Below are 17,274 nucleotides of genomic sequence, written 5' to 3'. Positions count from 1 at the left end.
GAATGCACACGCATGACCTGAGTGCCTGGAAGCACGACCACCACTTCGGCGCCGACAACACCTCCGCCGAGCGCAGCACCCGCCTCGTGATGTGGATCACCGCCGTGATGATGGTGGTGGAAATCGGCGCGGGCTGGTGGTTCAACTCGATGGCGTTGCTGGCCGACGGCTGGCACATGAGCTCGCACGCACTGGCCATCGGCCTGAGCGCATTCGCCTACGCGGCCGCCCGGCGCTATGCGCGCGACCCGCGCTTCGCCTTCGGCACCTGGAAGATCGAGGTGCTGGCCGGCTTTGCCAGCGCGCTGGTGCTGCTGGGCATCGCGGCGCTGATGGTGGTGGGTTCGCTCGAGCGGCTGTGGTCGCCCTCGGCCATCCACTACCCCGAGGCGATTTCGGTGGCGGTGCTGGGGCTGGTGGTCAACCTGGTCTGCGCGCGGCTGCTGGGCGGGGCGCATCACCACGGACACGACCATGGGCACGGCCACGATCACGATCACGATCACGGCCACGCGCATGACGACCACGGCCACGACCTGAACCTGCGCTCGGCCTACATCCACGTCGTGGCCGACGCCGCCACTTCGGTGCTGGCCATCGCCGCGCTGCTGGGTGGCTGGTTCTACGGCTGGGCCTGGCTCGACCCGGCGATGGGCATCGTCGGTGCGGTGCTGGTGGCCATGTGGGCCAAGGGGCTGCTGAAGGAAACCGGCAAGGTGCTGCTCGACCGCGAGATGGACCACCCGGTGACGGAAGCAATCCGCGAAGGCGTCGAGACCATGCTGGCCGCATCGGAAACCCGCGTGGCCGACCTGCACGTGTGGCGCGTGGGGCGCGATGCGTATGCCTGCGCACTGACGGTGGTGACGCACTCGCTCACGCTCACGGCCGACGAGGTGCGCGCCTGCTTCTCGATGCACGAGGAGATCCGCCACTCGACGGTGGAAATCCAGCGCTGCGTGGATTGATCCGGTCTTGCTCCTCCCCCTTCCGGGGGGAGGTCGGGAGGGGGCACGCAGGGCGCCCGATGCAGACGCCGGGTGCCCCCACCCCCGCCCTCCCCCGGGAGGGGAGAGCGCAACACCCATTCAGGCCGCTTGGCGCGCGTGCCGCACGATCAATATCTGCGCCGCGTAGTACGTCCCCAGCACCCACAGCGACGCCAGCGGCAGCGGCATCACGAACCGGTTCGTCGCCAGCAGCGAATCGCTCAGCATGAAGAAGCAGGCGCCCACCGCCACCCACGGCGCGGCCGGGTCCCGGCGCCGCAGCACGGCCGCGCGACCGATGGCCTGTGCCGCCATGCATGCAATCACCACCACGTAGACCCCGACCGGCACCCGCAGCGCCACGGGCAACCCGCCCTGCCAGAGAAACGCATACATCCCCGCGCCGATCAGCAGCGTCACCGCCAGCACCCCGCGCCGCGGAAACAGCCCGACGCCGATGCGAAACAGCGCGATGTACGCCAGGTGCGCCAGCAGAAAGCACACCAGCCCCGGCACGAACAGCCTGGCCGACCCCATCAGCAGCACGTCGCCCGCGAGCGATGCCACCAGCCCCGCCAGCAGCATCCCGTCGAAGGCCGTCACCCCGCCGCGCACCATCGCCCGCCGAGCGACCAGAAAGATCGCGATGCCCAAGGCCAGCGGCTTGCAGACGTGATGCAGTCCTTCGAGGCCCAGCGCCGCGCTCGCCGTGGCCAGCGCCGAGGCCTCCATCAGCAACACCTCGGTCACCGTCAGCCGCCCCTGCAGCACCCCGCCCACGGCCCACAGCCCCGCCGTCAGCGCGGCGAGCCACACGGCCGCCTGCGGCAACGGGACCGTGTCGGAGAACCACAGAAAAACTGCGACGAGGCCCAGCAGCACCACGAACTGCAGCCCGGCGAACCACTGCACGCCCCGGCCCACTTCCGGCTCGTAGCGCGTCACCTTCGAAATGTCGAACATCGTCTTGGGAAAGCGCTCGGCCACGTCGGCCGGCCGCCAGCCCGGCGGCTTGAACCACACGCGCAGCTTGTCGGCCCAGCTGCGCGCATGCCATGAATCCCTGGCCAGCCCGCAGTACACCTCGGCGTTGGCCCACAGCGGGTCCCAGCTGCGCAGCTCGCCGCGCGTGCCGTAGACGCAGCGCTCGTCTTCCTCGCGGAAGGTGCCGAACAGGCGGTCCCACACGATCAGGATGCCGCCGTAGTTGCGGTCGAGGTAGCGGTCGTTCACCGCGTGGTGCACGCGATGGTTCGACGGCGAGCAGAACCAGCGGTCGAACCAGCCCAGCTTGCCCACCTGCTCGGTGTGCACCCAGAACTGGTAGAGCAGGTCGACGAGCGCCACCACGCCGAACACCAGCGGGGGCACGCCCGCCACCGCCATCGGCAGGTAGAACACCCAGCCCAGCAGCGCGCCGCTGGAGGTCTGGCGCAGCGCGGTCGACAGGTTGTAGTGCTGGCTCTGGTGGTGCACCACGTGCGCCGCCCACAGCACGGCCGACTCGTGGCCCATGCGGTGCAGCCAGTAGTAGCAAAGGTCGTAGAACACCAGCGCCAGCAGCCAGCCGTACCAGGCGCTCCAGAAGTCGCGCGCGGCCTCCTGCGGAAACAGCGCCACCGCCGAGTACACGGCCGTGTAGATGCCGATGCGCAGCAGCCCCGTGAGCACCGCGCTGATCTGGCTCAGCATGCCCAGCCCGATGCTGTTCACGGCGTCGGCCAGGCGGTAGGTGTCCTGCCCGGTGCCGCGCTTGGCGCGCACGCGGCCGACCGCGAACTCGAGGGCGATGAGAAGAAGGAAGACGGGGGTCGCGAGAACGATGATCTGGCCAGGGCGCATCGCGGGATTGTGTCGTTGCCGGGCGGCCACGCGTCACCGGGATGTCACGGGTGTGCCATCGCGCCGTCATCGGGCAGTGGGAGCCTACCCGTCCATGCAACGCGACGACGCTTTCCTTCGCGCATGGCGCGACACCGCGACCCGGGCCCTGGAGCCGGACGACGAAGACCACGTGCGCGAGCCCCTGCGGTTCCGCACGCTCTGGATCTCCGACCTGCACCTGGGCACGCCCGGTTGCCAGGCGCGGGCGCTGCTCGACTTCCTGAAGAACACCGAGTGCGAGACGCTGTTCCTGGTCGGCGACATCATCGACGGCTGGCAGCTCAAGCGCCACTGGTACTGGCCGCAGGCGCACAACGACGTGATCCAGAAGCTGCTGCGCAAGGCGCGCAAGGGCACGCGCGTGATCTTCATCCCGGGCAACCACGACGAGTTCGCCCGCAAGTACCTGCACCACAACTTCGGCGGCATCGACGTGGCCGACGAGTGGATCCACGAGACGGCCGACGGCCGCAAGCTCTGGATCATCCACGGCGACCTGTTCGACGGCGTGATCCAGTGCGCCAAGTGGCTGGCCTACGTGGGCGACTCGCTCTACGAGTTCACGCTCAAGCTCAACCGCCACCTCAACTCGCTGCGCGCGCGCATGGGGCTGCCGTACTGGTCGCTGTCCAAGTACCTCAAGGGCAAGGTCAAGCGCGCCGTGAGCTACGTGGGCGACTTCGAGGCGGCCGTGGCCCGCGAGGCCCGCAACCGCGGCGCGCAGGGCGTGGTGTGCGGCCACATCCACCATGCCGAGATGCGCGACATCGACGGCATCCTGTACTGCAACGACGGCGACTGGGTGGAAAGCCTCACCGCGCTGGCCGAGCATGCCGACGGCACGCTGGAGATCATCGACTGGGCGCAGCACATGCCGGTGTCGGCCAAGGCCGCGGCGCCGCGAGAGACCGTGGCGGCCTGACTGCCGAGGTCTGACGGTTGAGGGCTGAGGGCTGGCGCCAGGGCGCTGTCGCTCCGGCGACCCTTTCGTCCGATCCGACGATGCCGGCCAGCCCGGCCGGCGTCACACTCGCGCGGTATTCCCGAAGCGAGACAACACCATGGCCTGGGCACTCACGGCGGCGGAGACCGCTTTCCAAGACGAGGTTCGAGACTTCCTGGCGCGTGAGCTGACGCCCCAACTGCGCACCGCGGGGCGGCGCTGCTCGGGCATCTTCAGCGACTACGCCGAGGGCAACGGCTGGCACCGCATCCTTGCCGGGCGCGGCTGGAGCGTGCCGCAGTGGCCGGTCGCGCACGGGGGCACCGGCTGGACGCCGATGCAGCACTACCTCTTCGCGGCCGAACTGGCTGCGGCCGACGCGCCGCAGCGCGCGCCCATGGGGCCCGGCATGGTCGCGCCGGTGATCATCGCCTTCGGCACCGAGGCGCAGAAGCGCGCCTGGCTGCCCGGCATCCGCTCGGGCGAGGACTACTGGTGCCAGGGCTACTCGGAGCCGCAGTCGGGCTCCGACCTGGCGTCGCTGCAGTGCAAGGCGGTGCGCGACGGTGACCACTACGTGCTCAACGGCACCAAGATCTGGACCACTCACGCGCAGTACGCCAACAGGATGTTCTGCCTGGTGCGCACCGCCTCGGGCGGCAAGCCGCAGCAGGGCATCAGCTTTCTTTGCTTCGACCTGCCGGCGCCGGGCATCACGATCCGTCCGATCATCAGCATCTCGGGCGACCACGAGCTCAACCAGGTGTTCTTCGACGACGTGCGCGTGCCCGCCGACGGGCTCATCGGCGAGGAGAACCAGGGCTGGACCATCGCCAAGTACCTGCTGCAGCACGAGCGCGGCGGAGCCTGGGCGCCGATGCTGCGCGCACGCCTGCGCCGGCTGCAGTCGGCGGCCGACGCGGCCTTTGCCGCAGCATCGTCCGATGCCCACGAGGCCGACGACATGGCCCTGCGCCTCGCCGACGCCGAATGCGCCATCGACGCGCTCGAGGCCACCGAGCTGCAGTCGCTGCGCGCGCAGGCACGCGGCGAGCCGCCGGGCATCCGGCCCTCCATGGGCAAGGTGCTGGGCTCCGAACTGCGCCAGCGGCTGACCGAGCTCGGTGTGGAAATCGCCGCGCACCATGCCGCCGTCGACCTGCCCCTGGACGACGGGCTGCAGGGCGAGCTGCCCATTTCCGAAGAGGCCGTGTTCTCGATGTCGGCCTACCTCAACGACCGTGCCGCGTCGATCTACGCGGGCTCCAACGAGGTGCAGCGCAACATCGTTGCGGCGCACCTGCTGGCGAACTGAGGTGCCACCCATGCCCACTCTCACCGAACAGGACGACACCCTCTCGATGCTGCGCGACAGCCTTGCGCGCTACCTCGACGACCGGCACGGCTTCGAGCAGCGGCTGCATGCGCTGCGCCATGCCGGCGACGCGCCGCCGCCGTTCTGGCAAGGGCTGGCGCGCGAACTCGACCTGCTGGGCGCGGCGCTGCCCGAAGCCCAGGGCGGCCTCGGCGGCGGCATGCCTGCGCACCTGGCCCTGATGGAAACGCTGGGCGGCGCGCTCGCGGCCGAGCCCTACCTGTCGACCATGGTGATCGGCGCGGGCCTGCTGCAGCGCCACCCCGGCGCGCAGGCCGATGCGCTGCTGGCGCGGGTCGTCGCGGGCGAGGCCGTGCTGGCCTTCGCGCACGGCGAGCCGCAAAGCCGGCACGACCGCGCCGACGTGAAGTCCGAGCTCGCGCGCGAAGGTGACGGCTTTCTCCTGGCCGGCCGAAAGGCGGTGGTGCATGCCGCGCCATGGGCCAGCCATTTCCTCGTCAGCGCACGCAGCGCCGCCGGGCTTTCGCTGCTGGTCGTGCCCGCCGACACGCCCGGCGTGCGCCTGCGCGCCTACCCCACGCGCGACGGCGGCCGTGCCGCCGACATCGCCTTCGACAAGGTCCGCCTGCCCGCCAGTGCCCTGCTCGGCGAGGAGGGCGGCGCGCTGCCGCAGATCGAGCAGGCGCTCGACGAGGCCACGCTGGCCGTGTGCGCCGAGTCGGTCGGCGTCATGCGCCGCCTGATGCGCGACACGCTCGACCACGTGCGCCAGCGCAAGCAGTTCGGCGTGCCGATCTCCAGCTTCCAGGTGCTGCAGCACCGGCTGGCCGACATGCACATGGCGCTGGAACTGGCCGCCGCGCTCACCGCCAGCGTGGGCGAGGCCATCGGCACCGCGCCGCCCGCCGAACGCGCGCGCGCCGTCTCGTCCGCCAAGGTGGCGGCCGCGAAGGCCTGCCGGGCCGTGGGGCAGGGCGCGGTGCAGCTGCACGGCGGCATGGGCATGACCGAGGAGCTGGCGGTGGGCCACTACGTGCGCCGCGCCACGCTCATCGAGGGCCAGTTCGGCCCGCCGTCGTGGCACCTGCGCCGCGTGGCGCGGCTTCGCGCGGGCTGAGCCGGCCCCGCGCGGGCACCGGCGCGCGTGCATTCGTCGCTTTCGACGATGCACCCCGGCCGTCCGCGCGCCAAGATGCCGCCACACGACAGGCGCGCGCCGCGGCGCCGAAGGAGACAGGCATGGCAGGTCCGTTGCAGGGGTTGCGGGTCATCGAGATGGCGGGCATCGGCCCGGGGCCGTTCTGCGCGATGCTGTTCGCCGACATGGGCGCCGAGGTGGTCCGCATCGCGCGCCCCGGCACCCGGGCGGACGCGCACGACATCCTGGCGCGCGGGCGCAGCACGCTGCAGGTCGACCTGCGCGCGCCGGGCGCGGCGCAGCCGGTGCTCGACGCCATCGCGCGGGCCGACGTGCTGATCGAGGGCTTTCGCCCCGGCGTGATGGAGCGCCTGGGCCTGGGCCCCGCGCCCTGCCACGCGCGAAACCCGAAGCTGGTCTACGGCCGCATGACGGGCTGGGGCCAGCACGGGCCGCTGGCGCATGCGGCGGGCCACGACATCAACTACATCGCCATCAGCGGCGCGCTGCACGCCATCGGCCGCGCGGGCGAGCCGCCGGTGCCGCCGCTGAACTACGTGGGCGACTTCGGCGGCGGCGCGATGCTGCTGGCCTTCGGCATCCTCGCGGCGCTGCACGAGGCCAGGCAGTCGGGCCAGGGGCAGGTGGTGGACGCCGCCATGACCGACGGCGCGGCGCTGCTGTCGGCCATGATGTACGGCTTCAAGTCGGCCGGCCAGTGGAGCAACCAGCGCGGCGAGAACATGCTCGACGGCGGCGCGCACTTCTACGACACCTACGCCTGTGCCGACGGCAAGTACGTGGCCGTAGGCGCGATCGAGCCGCAGTTCTACGCGCTCATGCGCGAGCGCTGCGGCATCGCCGACGACACCGCCTTCGACGCGCAGATGGACGCCGACCGCTGGCCGCTGCTCAAGCTGCGCATGGCCGACGTGTTCCGCACCCGCACGCGCGACGAGTGGTGCGTGCTGCTCGAAGGCAGCGACGCCTGCTTCGCGCCCGTGCTCGACTGGGACGAGGCACCGCGGCACCCGCACAACGTGGCGCGCGGCACCTTCGCCGACGTGGGCGGCGTGGTGCAGCCCGCGCCCGCGCCGCGCTTCAGCCGCACCGCGCCGGTGGTGCCGCCCGCCACGGCGCGCGACGACGGCCCGACGGTGCTGCGCCGCTGGGGCGTGGCGGCCGAGGCCATCGCGCCGCTGTGCACGCCGTGATCCGGTGATCCGCCGACCCGATCGACCCCTGCCAAGACAACGACGACAACGACGACCACGGAGACCTCACCCATGTTCCTCACCCAGCCCCTGCACAAGGGCCGCCGCGAAAAGGCCGGCGCCACCGCCGTGGTGTGCGGCGCCAGGCGGCTCGACCACGCCGAGTTCACCGACCGCGTCGCGCGCCTGGGCGGCGTGCTGCAGCGCCTGGGCATGGGCCGCGGCGACCGGGTCGGCATGCTGAGCCTCAACTCGCACCGCTTCGTCGAATACTTCTTCGGCACCTGGTGGGGCGGCGGCGTGATCAACCCCGTGAACATCCGCTGGAACCCGAAGGAGGTGGCGTACTCGCTGGACGACTGCGACACCCGCATCCTGCTGGTGGACGACCTGTTCGCGCCGATGGTGCCCGCGCTGCGCGGGCTGTCCCGCTCGCTGCGCACGGTGGTCTATTGCGGCGACGCCGCCGTGCCCGAAGGCATGCTGGGCTACGAGGCGCTGCTGGCCGAGGCCGCGCCGGTCGACGACGCGCCGCACGGCGGCGACGAGCTCGCCGCCATCATGTACACCGGCGGCACCACCGGCCAGCCCAAGGGCGTGATGCTCACGCACGGCAGCCTGTGCATCAACGCGCTGGGCACGGTGGCTGCGTTGCCGCGCGACACGCACGACGCCGCCGCCATCGTCGCGGCGCCCATGTTCCACGTGGCCGGCTGCGGCGTCGCGCTGCAGAGCCTGCTGCGGCTGGTGCCGGTGCACGTGGTGCCGATGTTCGACGAGCTGGCCGTGCTGCAGACGCTGCAGTCGGCGCGCATCACCGAGATGTTCCTGGTGCCGACCATGATCAAGCGCGTGATCGAGCACCCGCGCTTCGCGGAGTTCGACCTGTCGAGCCTGCGCCTGCTGTCGTACGGCGCGGCGCCCATCGACGCCGCGCTGCTCGACCAGGCCATGCGCGCCTTTCCTGGCACCGCGTTCGCGCAGGTCTACGGCATGACCGAGCTGTCGCCGGTGGTCACCGCGCTGGCGCCGCATTGCCACCGGCCGGGGCCGGAGCGCGAGCGCCTGCTGCGCTCGGCCGGCACGCCCATCTCGATCGCCGAGCTGCGCATCGTCGACGGCGACGACCACGAGCTGCCGCACGGGCAGGTCGGCGAGATCGTCGCGCGCGGGCCGATGGTGATGAAGGGCTACTGGAACAAGCCGCAGGAAACCGAGGCCGCGCTGCGCGGCGGCTGGATGCACACCGGCGACGGCGGCTACATGGACGAAGAAGGTTTCGTGTACGTGGTCGACCGCATGAAGGACATGATCGTGAGCGGCGGCGAGAACGTGTATTCGGCCGAGGTCGAGAACGCCATCGCGCAGCTGCCGCAGGTGCTGATGTCCGCCGTCATCGGCGTGCCCGACGAGAAGTGGGGCGAGCGCGTGCATGCGGTGATCGTGCGGCGCGAGGGCATGGCGCTGGAGGCGGCGGATGTCATCGCGCATTGCCGCGGGCACATCGCCGGCTACAAGTGCCCGCGCAGCGTGGAGTTCCGCGACGCGCTGCCGCTGTCGGCGGCGGGCAAGCTGCAGAAGTTCCAGCTGCGCGACCCCTACTGGGCCGGCCGCTCGCGCCGCGTGGGCTGAGACCGGACGCGCAACAAAGACAAGCGAAACGAACGAGACCACCAAGGAGACCCCATGTCCATCGACTTCCGCCGCTCATGGAGCGACGAAGACCTGGAGCTGTACCGCGACAACGTGGTGCGCTTCATCGAGACCGAGATGCTTCCCGGCGACGAGGCGGCGCGCAAGCGCGGCCACGTGGGCCACGAGATCTGGCGCAAGGCCGGCTCGCTCGGGCTGCTGTGCGCCGACATTCCCGAGGAGTTCGGCGGCGGCGGCGGCGACTTCCGCCACGAGGCCGTGTTCTACGAGGAGGCCGCGCGGCGCGGGCTCAACGGCATGAGCACCTCGGTGCATTCCATCGTGGCGCACTACTTCCTGAACCACGGCACCGACGAACAGAAGCGCCGCTACCTGCCGCTGCTGGCGCGCGGCGAGATGGTGGGCGCCATCGCCATGACCGAGCCCGGCACGGGCTCCGACCTGCAGGGCGTGCGCACGCGCGCCGAGAAGGCGGACGGCGGCTACGTGGTCAACGGCTCGAAGACCTTCATCACCAACGGTTTTCTTGCGGGCGTGGTGCTGGTGGTGTGCAAGACCGACCCGGGGCAGGGCGCCAAGGGCACGTCGATCCTCATCGTGGAGACCGAGGGCTGCCAGGGCTTTCGCGTGGGCCGCGTGCTCGACAAGATCGGCATGAAGGCGCAGGACACCTCGGAGCTCTTCTTCGACGACGTGCGCGTGGGCGCCGATGCGCTGTTGGGCGGCGTGGAAGGGCAGGGCTTCTTCCAGCTCATGAGCGACCTGCCGTACGAGCGCACCATCATCGGCCTGAGCGCGCTGGCCACCATGGAAGGCGCTTACCAGGCCACGCTCGGCTACGTGCGCGACCGCAAGGCCTTCGGCAAGCCGATTGCCGAGTTCCAGAACACCAAGTTCAAGCTGGCCGAGATCGCCACGCAGATCAAGGTGGGCCGCGCCTTCATCGACCGCTGCGTCGAAGACCTGGTGGCCGGCACGCTCGACACCGCCACCGCCTCCATGGCCAAGCTCTGGGGCTCGGAGACGCAGGGCCGCGTGCTCGACGAATGCCTGCAGCTCTTCGGCGGCTACGGCTTCATGAGCGAGTACATGGTGGCGCGCATGTACGCGGATGCGCGCGTGCAGCGCATCTACGGCGGCACCAACGAGATCATGAAAGAGGTGATCTCGCGGGCGATGTGAAGGCGAGCAGCGCCGCCGAAAAGGGCCGCCCTCAGGACAGCCGGCGAATCTCCGCCCGCGCAATCTCCCGGTGCGGGTACGACGGCGACAGGCCGATGAACTCGGTGTACTTCTCGCGCGCGGCCTCGGGGTCGCCCGCGTCCTCGAGCTCCAGCGCTTCGAGCGTGAACTGCGTGAAGAGCCGGTTGGCCTCGAGCTCGCGCGGCGACGCGGCCAGCGACTTGGGCTGCAGCTCGGGCTGCGCCGTGTAGATCTGCCGCTGCACCTCGATCACTTCGATCAGCGCGCGTCCGATGCGCTGGATGTTGTCGGGCACCGGCGCGAGGTCGGCCGCGCGGATGTCGGCCGCGGCCTGGTCGAGCAGGTGCGACGCGACGCGCAGCAGTTGGTGGAGTGATTTGTGGGTCATGGAGTCACCGCCTTCGGGGCGGGGCTGGGAGATGGGTTCGGGCATGCGGGGGCCGCCGGGCCCCGCGCGTCGGCGAGGCCGGAGCAGGGGCAAGGCACGCAGGGTCAGTGGGGACGCTTGGGGCCGGAGGTGGCGCGGGCCCTGGGCGTCCCTGGCGCGCGGGACTCGGCTGGTTCACGGCCCTTGCGGGGCTTGGCGGGTTCGAGTGGCGACGCAGCCGCCGCCTGCGCCGATGCGGCTTCATCGGCGCGCAGCTTCTCGGCCAGCTGGCGCTGCCGCTCGGCAATGGCCAGGTTCCTGGCCATGTCGCTGCCGTGCGCCTTGACCGAGAAGGCCTTGCTCACGCTGCCCTTGGCCGTGCTGTAGGTGATGGCGAGCCAGTAGCCCGGATGGTTCGGGTTCGGCGTCTTGAAGTGCACGCCGCTCACGCCGCTGGTGTTGTTGCGCCGCGTGATCTCGGACTTGGAGCGCTTGGCCGCGCGCGGGCCGCCCGCATGCGCCGACAGCCCCATGCGGATTGCCTCCTCGGCCGGGTGCAGGTGCACCAGCCCCGTCATGCGGTCGAGCTGCTGGGTGCGCTCGCGGATGGCCAGCATCTGCGCCGCGTCGCCCAGGCCCGCGACCGGAAAGTCGGCGCGAAGGATCTCGTCCTGCGCGATGTAGGTCTTGGCCAGCCAGCCGCGCACCCGGCCGCCCGGCGCGAGCCGGTGGAACACGCCCGGCACGCCGGTGCTGTTGTTGGCGCGCATTTTTTCGGCCCGCGCGCGGCGCGGCACCGGCGGCACGCTGCGCACGATGTGGTCGCGCCAGTCCTGGGCCTGCAGCAGCGCCTGCTCTTCGCCGCCGTAGCTGGCGCGGCCGAACTGCCTGTAATAGCGCACGCCGTTGCGGATCAACGAAACCTCGAAACCCCAGGGCCTGGCACAAATGCCGTACAGGGCGGCGGAATTGGGAACACCTTTGGGCATGCTCGACGTGCTGCTGCTTTGCTTCCCAGCGGCCTTGCCGCTGGTTTCGATGGACTCCCCAAGTCGCCCGAGGCTCGTTGGCGCCCGTTTCTCGCAGCCATTCTGACCCAAGACCTGACCCACCTGACCCAAGACGCGTGACGGTTTCGCAGCGGCGGCACTGTCGCCGTCGCCGCGCGCCTGCCTCACTGCGCCTGCCTCGCCCCGGCAACCGCCATGCCGTGGGGGCGCGGCTCCTTGCGGTAGGGAATGGTGAGCGCGTGGCCGGTGTCGGCGGTGTTGCTGACGTGCATCAGTTTCTGTTCGAGCTGGCGCTCGCGCTCCTCGATGGCCAGGCGCTTGGCGCCGTCGGGGCCGTGTTCCTTGATGGAGAAGGCCTTGCTCACGCTGCCCTTGCCGGCCGTGTACGTGATGGCCAGCCAGTAGCCCGGGTGGCCGACATTGGGCGACTTGAAATGCACGCCGCTCACCCCGCTGGAGTTGGTGCTGCGCTTGATCTCCGACTTCGAGCGCTTGGGCGAGCGCAGCTCGGCGATGGTCGGCGGCGGCACCGGCGCCGTGCGGATCATTTCCTCGGCCGGGTGCAGCCTGGCCAGCCCCGCCATGCGCTCGAGCTGGCGCGCGCGTTCCTCGATGGCCAGCGCCTGCGCGGCGTCGCCCACCGCGTTCACGGGAAAGTCGGTGCGCAGGATCTCGTCCTGGCCCAGGTAGGTCTTGGCCACCCAGGCGCGCACCTTGCCTTCCGAATCGATCTGAGCGAAGACGCCCGACACGCCGGTGGTGTTGTTCACGCGCAGCTTCTCGGCCCGCGCGCGGCGCGGCACCGGCGGCACGTTGCGCACGGTCTCGTCGCGCCAGTCCTGCGCCTGCAGCAGCGCCTGCTCGTCGCTGCCGTAGCTGGCGCGGCCGAACTGCTTGTAGTAACGGGTGCCGTTGCGCACGATCGACACCTCGTACCCCCAGGCACGCAGGTAGATGCCGTACATGGCGGCGGGGTTGGGAATTCCTTTGGGCATGGTGGCTTCAGCTCGATGGCGCTCTCTGTTGAGTGGCTTCGCTGGGCGCGACTTTCCTCCGGGTGCCACGCGCCTTTGGGCTATCGCGGCAGTTGGAAGGCTCTGATCTCGAGGGAAATGCTAGGGACTGCCGGGGGTGGGGGATATCACCGAAATCCGTAGTCGTTGTGATGACAGGTAAGTACAACGCCGCATGAAAAGGCGTTCCCGAAGATTTTTGTTGTCTTTGGTATTAACGAATGACGCCGAGCTTGCGCGCGATGGCCACGGCCTGCGTCCGGCTCTTCGCATCGAGCTTCATGTTGATGTTGCGCAGGTGCGTGCGCACCGTGCTGTCCGACACGAACAGCTTCTCGGCCATCGCGTTGTTCGAGTAGCCCTCGGCCAGCAGCTGCAGCACGCGGATTTCCTTGCGCGTGAGCGGCTCCTTCATCGCGTCGCCGCTCGGTGCCTCGGCCTCGCCGACCGGTGCCGGCCCGGCGGCCTGCAGCAGCCGCTGCAGGTAGTCCGCCAGGATCGGGTCGCCGGCCTGCTGGCCGCCGTGCGCATGGCTTTCCTGCTGCACCGCCGCATAGCGATGCACCAGCGCGCCCACGGCAGGCCCTTCGTCGAGGATCAGCCGCATGAAGCCTTCCTGGCTCGCGGCCTGCAGCACCACGCCGATCTGGTCGAGCGCGGCCGGCAGGTCGCCCGCGCGCTGCAGCGCCAGCGCGCGCAGCACCCGCAGCGTGAGCGCGCGGCGGTTGCGGGCGCAGGCCAGCGCGGCGTGCAGTTCCGCGTCGAGCACGGCCAGTGCCGCGCGCGCGTCGCCGAAAGCGATGTCCCAGCGCGCCCTGGCGAGCGCGAGGTAGTCGAGGTCGTGCGCGGGCAGGCGCTGGCGCCGTTCGCGGTCCCACAGCGCGGGCTCGTCGGCGCGCAGCAGTTCGTCGTGCGACGCGGGGCCGTTGCCCTGCAGCAGCAGCATGCGCGAGCGCTCCAGCTTGGCGCCGGCCACCACGCGCGGCAACTGCCGGTGGTGGCCGAGGTACTCGAGCTCGGTCAGGGCCTGGAACGCCGCATCGATATCCCCCGCATGGAACGCGAGGCGCGAGCGCATCACGTGGCTCAGGATCATGTGGTCGGGCAGGCCCACGTCGCGCGCCAGCGGCAGGTACACGTTGAGCAGGTGCTCGGCCTGCACCAGCTGGTTGGTCTCGTACACCGCGCCCGCGTAGAGCAGGCCGGCCCAGGCGTTGCCGTGGCTGTGGTTGTACGACGCGGCATGTGCCGAGTGGGTGGCGTAGGTCGAGTCGACGGCCATGCGCAGCCGCGCGGTGGCCTGCCGCAGCCGGCCTTCGTGCAGGTCGAACAGGCCGGCCAGCGACTCGGTGTACATGCGGTTGAAGCTGCTGTTGCCCTGCTCGCGCCGCGCCACCTCGAGCAGGCGGCGCGCCTCGTGCGGATCGCCGCGCACGGCCAGGATGTGGGCCATCGCGTTGAGCAGCACGCTGTCGGCGAAGGCCAGGCCGGTGGGCAGGCGCGCGAGGCTCTGGCGGCCGGCTTCGTAGGCCTCGTCGTGGCGGTCCTGCATGGCCAGCAGCAGCGGCACCAGCGTGTGGGCGCTCGCGCGCACCTCGGCAATGGGGCTGTCGAGGCAGCCCGACTTGTCGAGCTGGCGCATCGCGTCCCACGGGCCGTGCGTGAAGCAGGTGGCCCACAGCGAGATCGGCTGCAGGAACGGGTGCTCGCGCAGCTGGTGTTCCGGAATGGCCGAGAACCAGCGCGCCAGCATGCGCATGCGGCCCTGCTCGAGAAACTGCGCTGCATAGCTGTCGAGCAGCGTCAGCGCATGCGGATGGTCGCCGCCCTCGATGGCGTGGTCGATGGCCGGCACCGGGCGCTCGTGCGACTCGTACCAGCCCGAGGCCGCGAGGTGCAGGCGCTCGAGCTCGCCGGGCATCTCGCGCACGAGCTGCGCGCGCAGGAAGTCGGCGAACAGGCTGTGGTAGCGCCACGCATCGCCGTCGCCGTCGCCTCCCGCACCGCCTTCGCCCCCCATGCGCGTGACGAACAGGTTCGACGCCGCCAGCCTTTCGAGGATGGCCGCGCAGTCCACGCGCGGGCACAGCGCCTGGCACACCGACGCGTCGAGCTGGCGCAGGATGCTGGTGCGCAGCAGGAAGTCGCGGATCTCCTTGGGCTGGTGCGCGAGCACGTCTTCGGCCAGGTAGTCGGCCACGGCGCGGTCGGAGCCCGAGAAGCGCTCGACGAAGCCGGTCTCGGTGCCGTGGCGCTCCAGCGCCATCGACGCGAGCCACAGCGCGGCCACCCAGCCTTCGGTCTTGCGGTGCAGCTGCGAGAGCATGTCGGGCGGCAATGCGCCGGTGGCGTGCGTGGCTTGTTGCGGTGCCGCATGGGCCAGGCGCAACGCGAAGAAGGCGGTGGTCTCCTCCAGGCTGAAGCGCAGGCGGTCGGTGTCGATCTCCATCAGCTGCCCGCGCGCGCGCAGCCGGCCCAGGCCCAGGTCGGGCAGGCTGCGCGAGCCGATCACGATCTGCCCGCGGCGCGGCAGGTGCTCGACGATCTCGCGCACCAGGCCCAGCACGGCCGGTTCCTGCACCACCTCGAAGTCGTCGAGGAACAGCGTGAAGGGCGAGTCGTGCGCGGCGAGCGCGGCCACGGCGTCGAAGGGGCCGTGGCTGCCCTGGGTGCTGTGCATGCCGTGCATGCCGTGAAAGCGCGGCGCTTCCACGCCCAGGCGCTGCACCGCCTCGGCCAGGCAATGCAGGAAGCGCGACACGTCGTTGTCCGCGCGGTCCAGCGTGAGCCATGCGGTGGCGATGCCCTGCGCCTCCATGCGCTCGCGCATCTGCGCCATGGCGGTGGTCTTGCCGAAGCCGGCCGGCGCGCGCACCAGCACCAGTTTCACGGCCGCCGCCGCGGCGCCTTCGCCGAGGGCCGCGCGCGGCACCTGCGTGGCGACGAAGGCCGGCGGGCTGAGCTTGGTTTCGAGGATCCGGGGTGTGGGGTGCTGCTGCATGCGGTGGAGAGAATCCCGTCGTTTCCGACGATGCGTGCGAGCGATTCTGCTTCCTAAACTGGCCGCGGACAAACCCGTCCAGACACCTCAAGGACACCCCCAGATGCAACTCGATTCCAGCATGGCCGCCGTCGTCACGGGCGGCGCTTCGGGCCTCGGTGCCGCCACCGCGCGCCGCCTTGCCACGCACGGCGTGAAGGTCGCGCTGTTCGACCTGAATGCCGAGCAGGGCGAGGCGCTGGCCAGGGAGCTGGGCGGCGTGTTCTGCAAGGTCGACGTGACCTCCGAGGAGCAGGTCGACGCCGCGTTCGCCAAGGCCCGCGCCGCGCACGGGCAGGAGCGCGTGCTGGTCAACTGCGCCGGCACCGGCAACGCGGTGAAGACCGCCAGCCGCGACAAGGCCACGGGCGAGATCAAGCACTTTCCGCTTGCCAACTTCGACCGCATCATCCAGATCAACCTGGTGGGCACCTTTCGCTGCATCGCCAAGTCGGCCGCCGGCATGCTCACGCTGGACGTGCTGCAGGACGGCGAGCGCGGCGCCATCGTCAACACCGCCTCGGTGGCCGCGCAGGACGGGCAGATGGGCCAGGCGGCCTACACCGCGTCGAAGGCCGGCATCGTCGGCATGACGCTGCCCATTGCGCGCGACCTCATGGGCGAGGGCATCCGCGTGAACACCATCCTGCCGGGCATCTTCGACACGCCGCTGCTGCAGGGCGCGCCCGACAACGTGAAGGCCGCGCTGGCGGCGTCGGTGCCGTTTCCCAAGCGGCTGGGCAACCCGGCCGAGTACGCGACGCTGGCGGAACTGATGATCACCAACGGCTACTTCAACGGCGAGAGCGTGCGGCTGGACGGCGCCATCCGGATGGCGCCGCGCTGAATGCGCTGAGCGCATCGATCGTTTCGATGGCGCCGCGCAGCGCCTTCACTTCAAGGCTTCACTCCGCCGTTTCTTCCGCGCCCCCCTGCGCGTTGTCCACCCGCTGCATGTTCTCGAGGATCTTCAGCAGGTAGTGCAGGGTGTGGGTGACGTCGTTCACCGAAAACCCCTCGAGCACCTGGTCGTAGTAGGCGTAGATCTTCGGCTGCGCCTCGACCACCCACACGTGTTGTCCCGACTCGGTCATCGTGACCAGCCTTGACCTGCGGTCGCGGCTGTCGGGCGCCGTCTTCACATGCCCGTCGCGCTCCATGCGGCTGACCAGGCCCGACAGGTTCTGGCGGCTGACCTTCAGGTAGCGCGCCAGGTCGCCCATGCTCATCCCGCCCTCGGCCTCGTCGCGAGACAGCGCGCCGAGCACGGCCCATTGCTGCGTCGTCAGGCCCTCGGCTTCGACGGCTCGGCTGCCCGTTTTATGCAACATGTTTGCACATTGATACAGGCGAAAGAACACCCGATTGGCGAGCGCCATTCGCGTGCTGTCAGTGTTTTCACTAGCGGTAACCATGGTTTTTCTTTCTGAAAGGCTTGCGCGGCCCCGCGTCGTCAACTAATAATACGTCAACGTATTTACGTA

At 70.4% G+C, this 17,274-nt stretch carries 14 protein-coding genes; 8 read left to right on the top strand and 6 right to left on the bottom strand.

Features of this window, described 5'->3' with window-relative positions:
• Positions 1-2: 2 nt before the first annotated feature.
• The gene (gene dmeF, locus BM004_RS25795; RefSeq protein WP_093217885.1) at positions 3-968 is read left to right on the top strand and encodes a CDF family Co(II)/Ni(II) efflux transporter DmeF; all 966 of its coding nucleotides are present in this window, start codon (positions 3-5) and stop codon (positions 966-968) included.
• A gap of 120 nt (positions 969-1,088) precedes the next feature.
• On the opposite strand, the gene BM004_RS25790 is transcribed toward dmeF, so the two are convergent.
• Positions 1,089-2,831 carry a lysoplasmalogenase family protein gene (locus BM004_RS25790; protein WP_093217884.1) on the bottom strand — a complete coding sequence of 581 codons (1,743 nt, stop codon included), beginning with the start codon at positions 2,829-2,831 and terminating at the stop codon, positions 1,089-1,091.
• A gap of 94 nt (positions 2,832-2,925) precedes the next feature.
• Between BM004_RS25790 and BM004_RS25785 the strand changes: the two genes are divergently transcribed.
• The 6 genes from BM004_RS25785 (at position 2,926) to BM004_RS25760 (ending at position 10,339) form a co-directional block, all read left to right on the top strand.
• Positions 2,926-3,795, top strand: coding sequence for a UDP-2,3-diacylglucosamine diphosphatase (locus BM004_RS25785; RefSeq protein WP_093217882.1), 870 nt, complete (start codon positions 2,926-2,928; stop codon positions 3,793-3,795).
• A gap of 139 nt (positions 3,796-3,934) precedes the next feature.
• Complete coding sequence (locus BM004_RS25780; RefSeq protein ID WP_093217881.1) at positions 3,935-5,131, top strand: acyl-CoA dehydrogenase family protein; 1,197 nt, start codon at positions 3,935-3,937, stop codon at positions 5,129-5,131.
• A gap of 10 nt (positions 5,132-5,141) precedes the next feature.
• Entirely contained in the window at positions 5,142-6,269 is a 1,128-nt protein-coding gene (locus BM004_RS25775; protein ID WP_093217879.1) for an acyl-CoA dehydrogenase family protein, read from the top strand.
• A 122-nt stretch (positions 6,270-6,391) separates the two neighbouring features.
• The gene (locus tag BM004_RS25770) at positions 6,392-7,504 is read left to right on the top strand and encodes a CaiB/BaiF CoA transferase family protein (RefSeq protein ID WP_093217963.1); all 1,113 of its coding nucleotides are present in this window, start codon (positions 6,392-6,394) and stop codon (positions 7,502-7,504) included.
• 72 nt (positions 7,505-7,576) lie between these two features.
• Entirely contained in the window at positions 7,577-9,136 is a 1,560-nt protein-coding gene (locus BM004_RS25765) for a long-chain-fatty-acid--CoA ligase (RefSeq protein ID WP_093217877.1), read from the top strand.
• 54 nt (positions 9,137-9,190) lie between these two features.
• The gene (locus BM004_RS25760) at positions 9,191-10,339 is read left to right on the top strand and encodes an acyl-CoA dehydrogenase family protein (RefSeq protein WP_093217875.1); all 1,149 of its coding nucleotides are present in this window, start codon (positions 9,191-9,193) and stop codon (positions 10,337-10,339) included.
• Positions 10,340-10,370: 31 nt separating this feature from the next.
• On the opposite strand, the gene BM004_RS25755 is transcribed toward BM004_RS25760, so the two are convergent.
• The 4 genes from BM004_RS25755 to BM004_RS25740 form a co-directional block, all read right to left on the bottom strand.
• Positions 10,371-10,748: a hypothetical protein gene (locus BM004_RS25755; RefSeq protein WP_093130460.1), complete on the bottom strand. Its 378-nt coding sequence runs from the start codon at positions 10,746-10,748 to the stop codon at positions 10,371-10,373.
• 104 nt (positions 10,749-10,852) lie between these two features.
• Positions 10,853-11,716 carry an AP2 domain-containing protein gene (locus BM004_RS25750; protein ID WP_256220051.1) on the bottom strand — a complete coding sequence of 288 codons (864 nt, stop codon included), beginning with the start codon at positions 11,714-11,716 and terminating at the stop codon, positions 10,853-10,855.
• A 185-nt stretch (positions 11,717-11,901) separates the two neighbouring features.
• Entirely contained in the window at positions 11,902-12,732 is an 831-nt protein-coding gene (locus BM004_RS25745; RefSeq protein ID WP_256220050.1) for an AP2 domain-containing protein, read from the bottom strand.
• A 232-nt stretch (positions 12,733-12,964) separates the two neighbouring features.
• Positions 12,965-15,751 (bottom strand): winged helix-turn-helix domain-containing protein, encoded by a 2,787-nt coding sequence (locus BM004_RS25740; RefSeq protein WP_093217874.1) that lies wholly within the window; start codon positions 15,749-15,751, stop codon positions 12,965-12,967.
• A gap of 103 nt (positions 15,752-15,854) precedes the next feature.
• On the opposite strand from BM004_RS25740, the gene BM004_RS25735 reads away from it, so the two are divergent.
• Complete coding sequence (locus BM004_RS25735) at positions 15,855-16,637, top strand: SDR family NAD(P)-dependent oxidoreductase (RefSeq protein ID WP_093217872.1); 783 nt, start codon at positions 15,855-15,857, stop codon at positions 16,635-16,637.
• A 58-nt stretch (positions 16,638-16,695) separates the two neighbouring features.
• On the opposite strand, the gene BM004_RS25730 is transcribed toward BM004_RS25735, so the two are convergent.
• A complete protein-coding gene (locus BM004_RS25730) occupies positions 16,696-17,205 on the bottom strand; it encodes a MarR family winged helix-turn-helix transcriptional regulator (RefSeq protein WP_093217871.1) in 510 nt (169 codons plus the stop codon).
• Positions 17,206-17,274 lie beyond the last annotated feature (69 nt).

Source organism: Variovorax sp. OK212 (genome assembly GCF_900112425.1).
Taxonomy (GTDB): domain Bacteria; phylum Pseudomonadota; class Gammaproteobacteria; order Burkholderiales; family Burkholderiaceae_C; genus Variovorax.
This window is presented reverse-complemented; position numbering and strand designations above follow the sequence as displayed.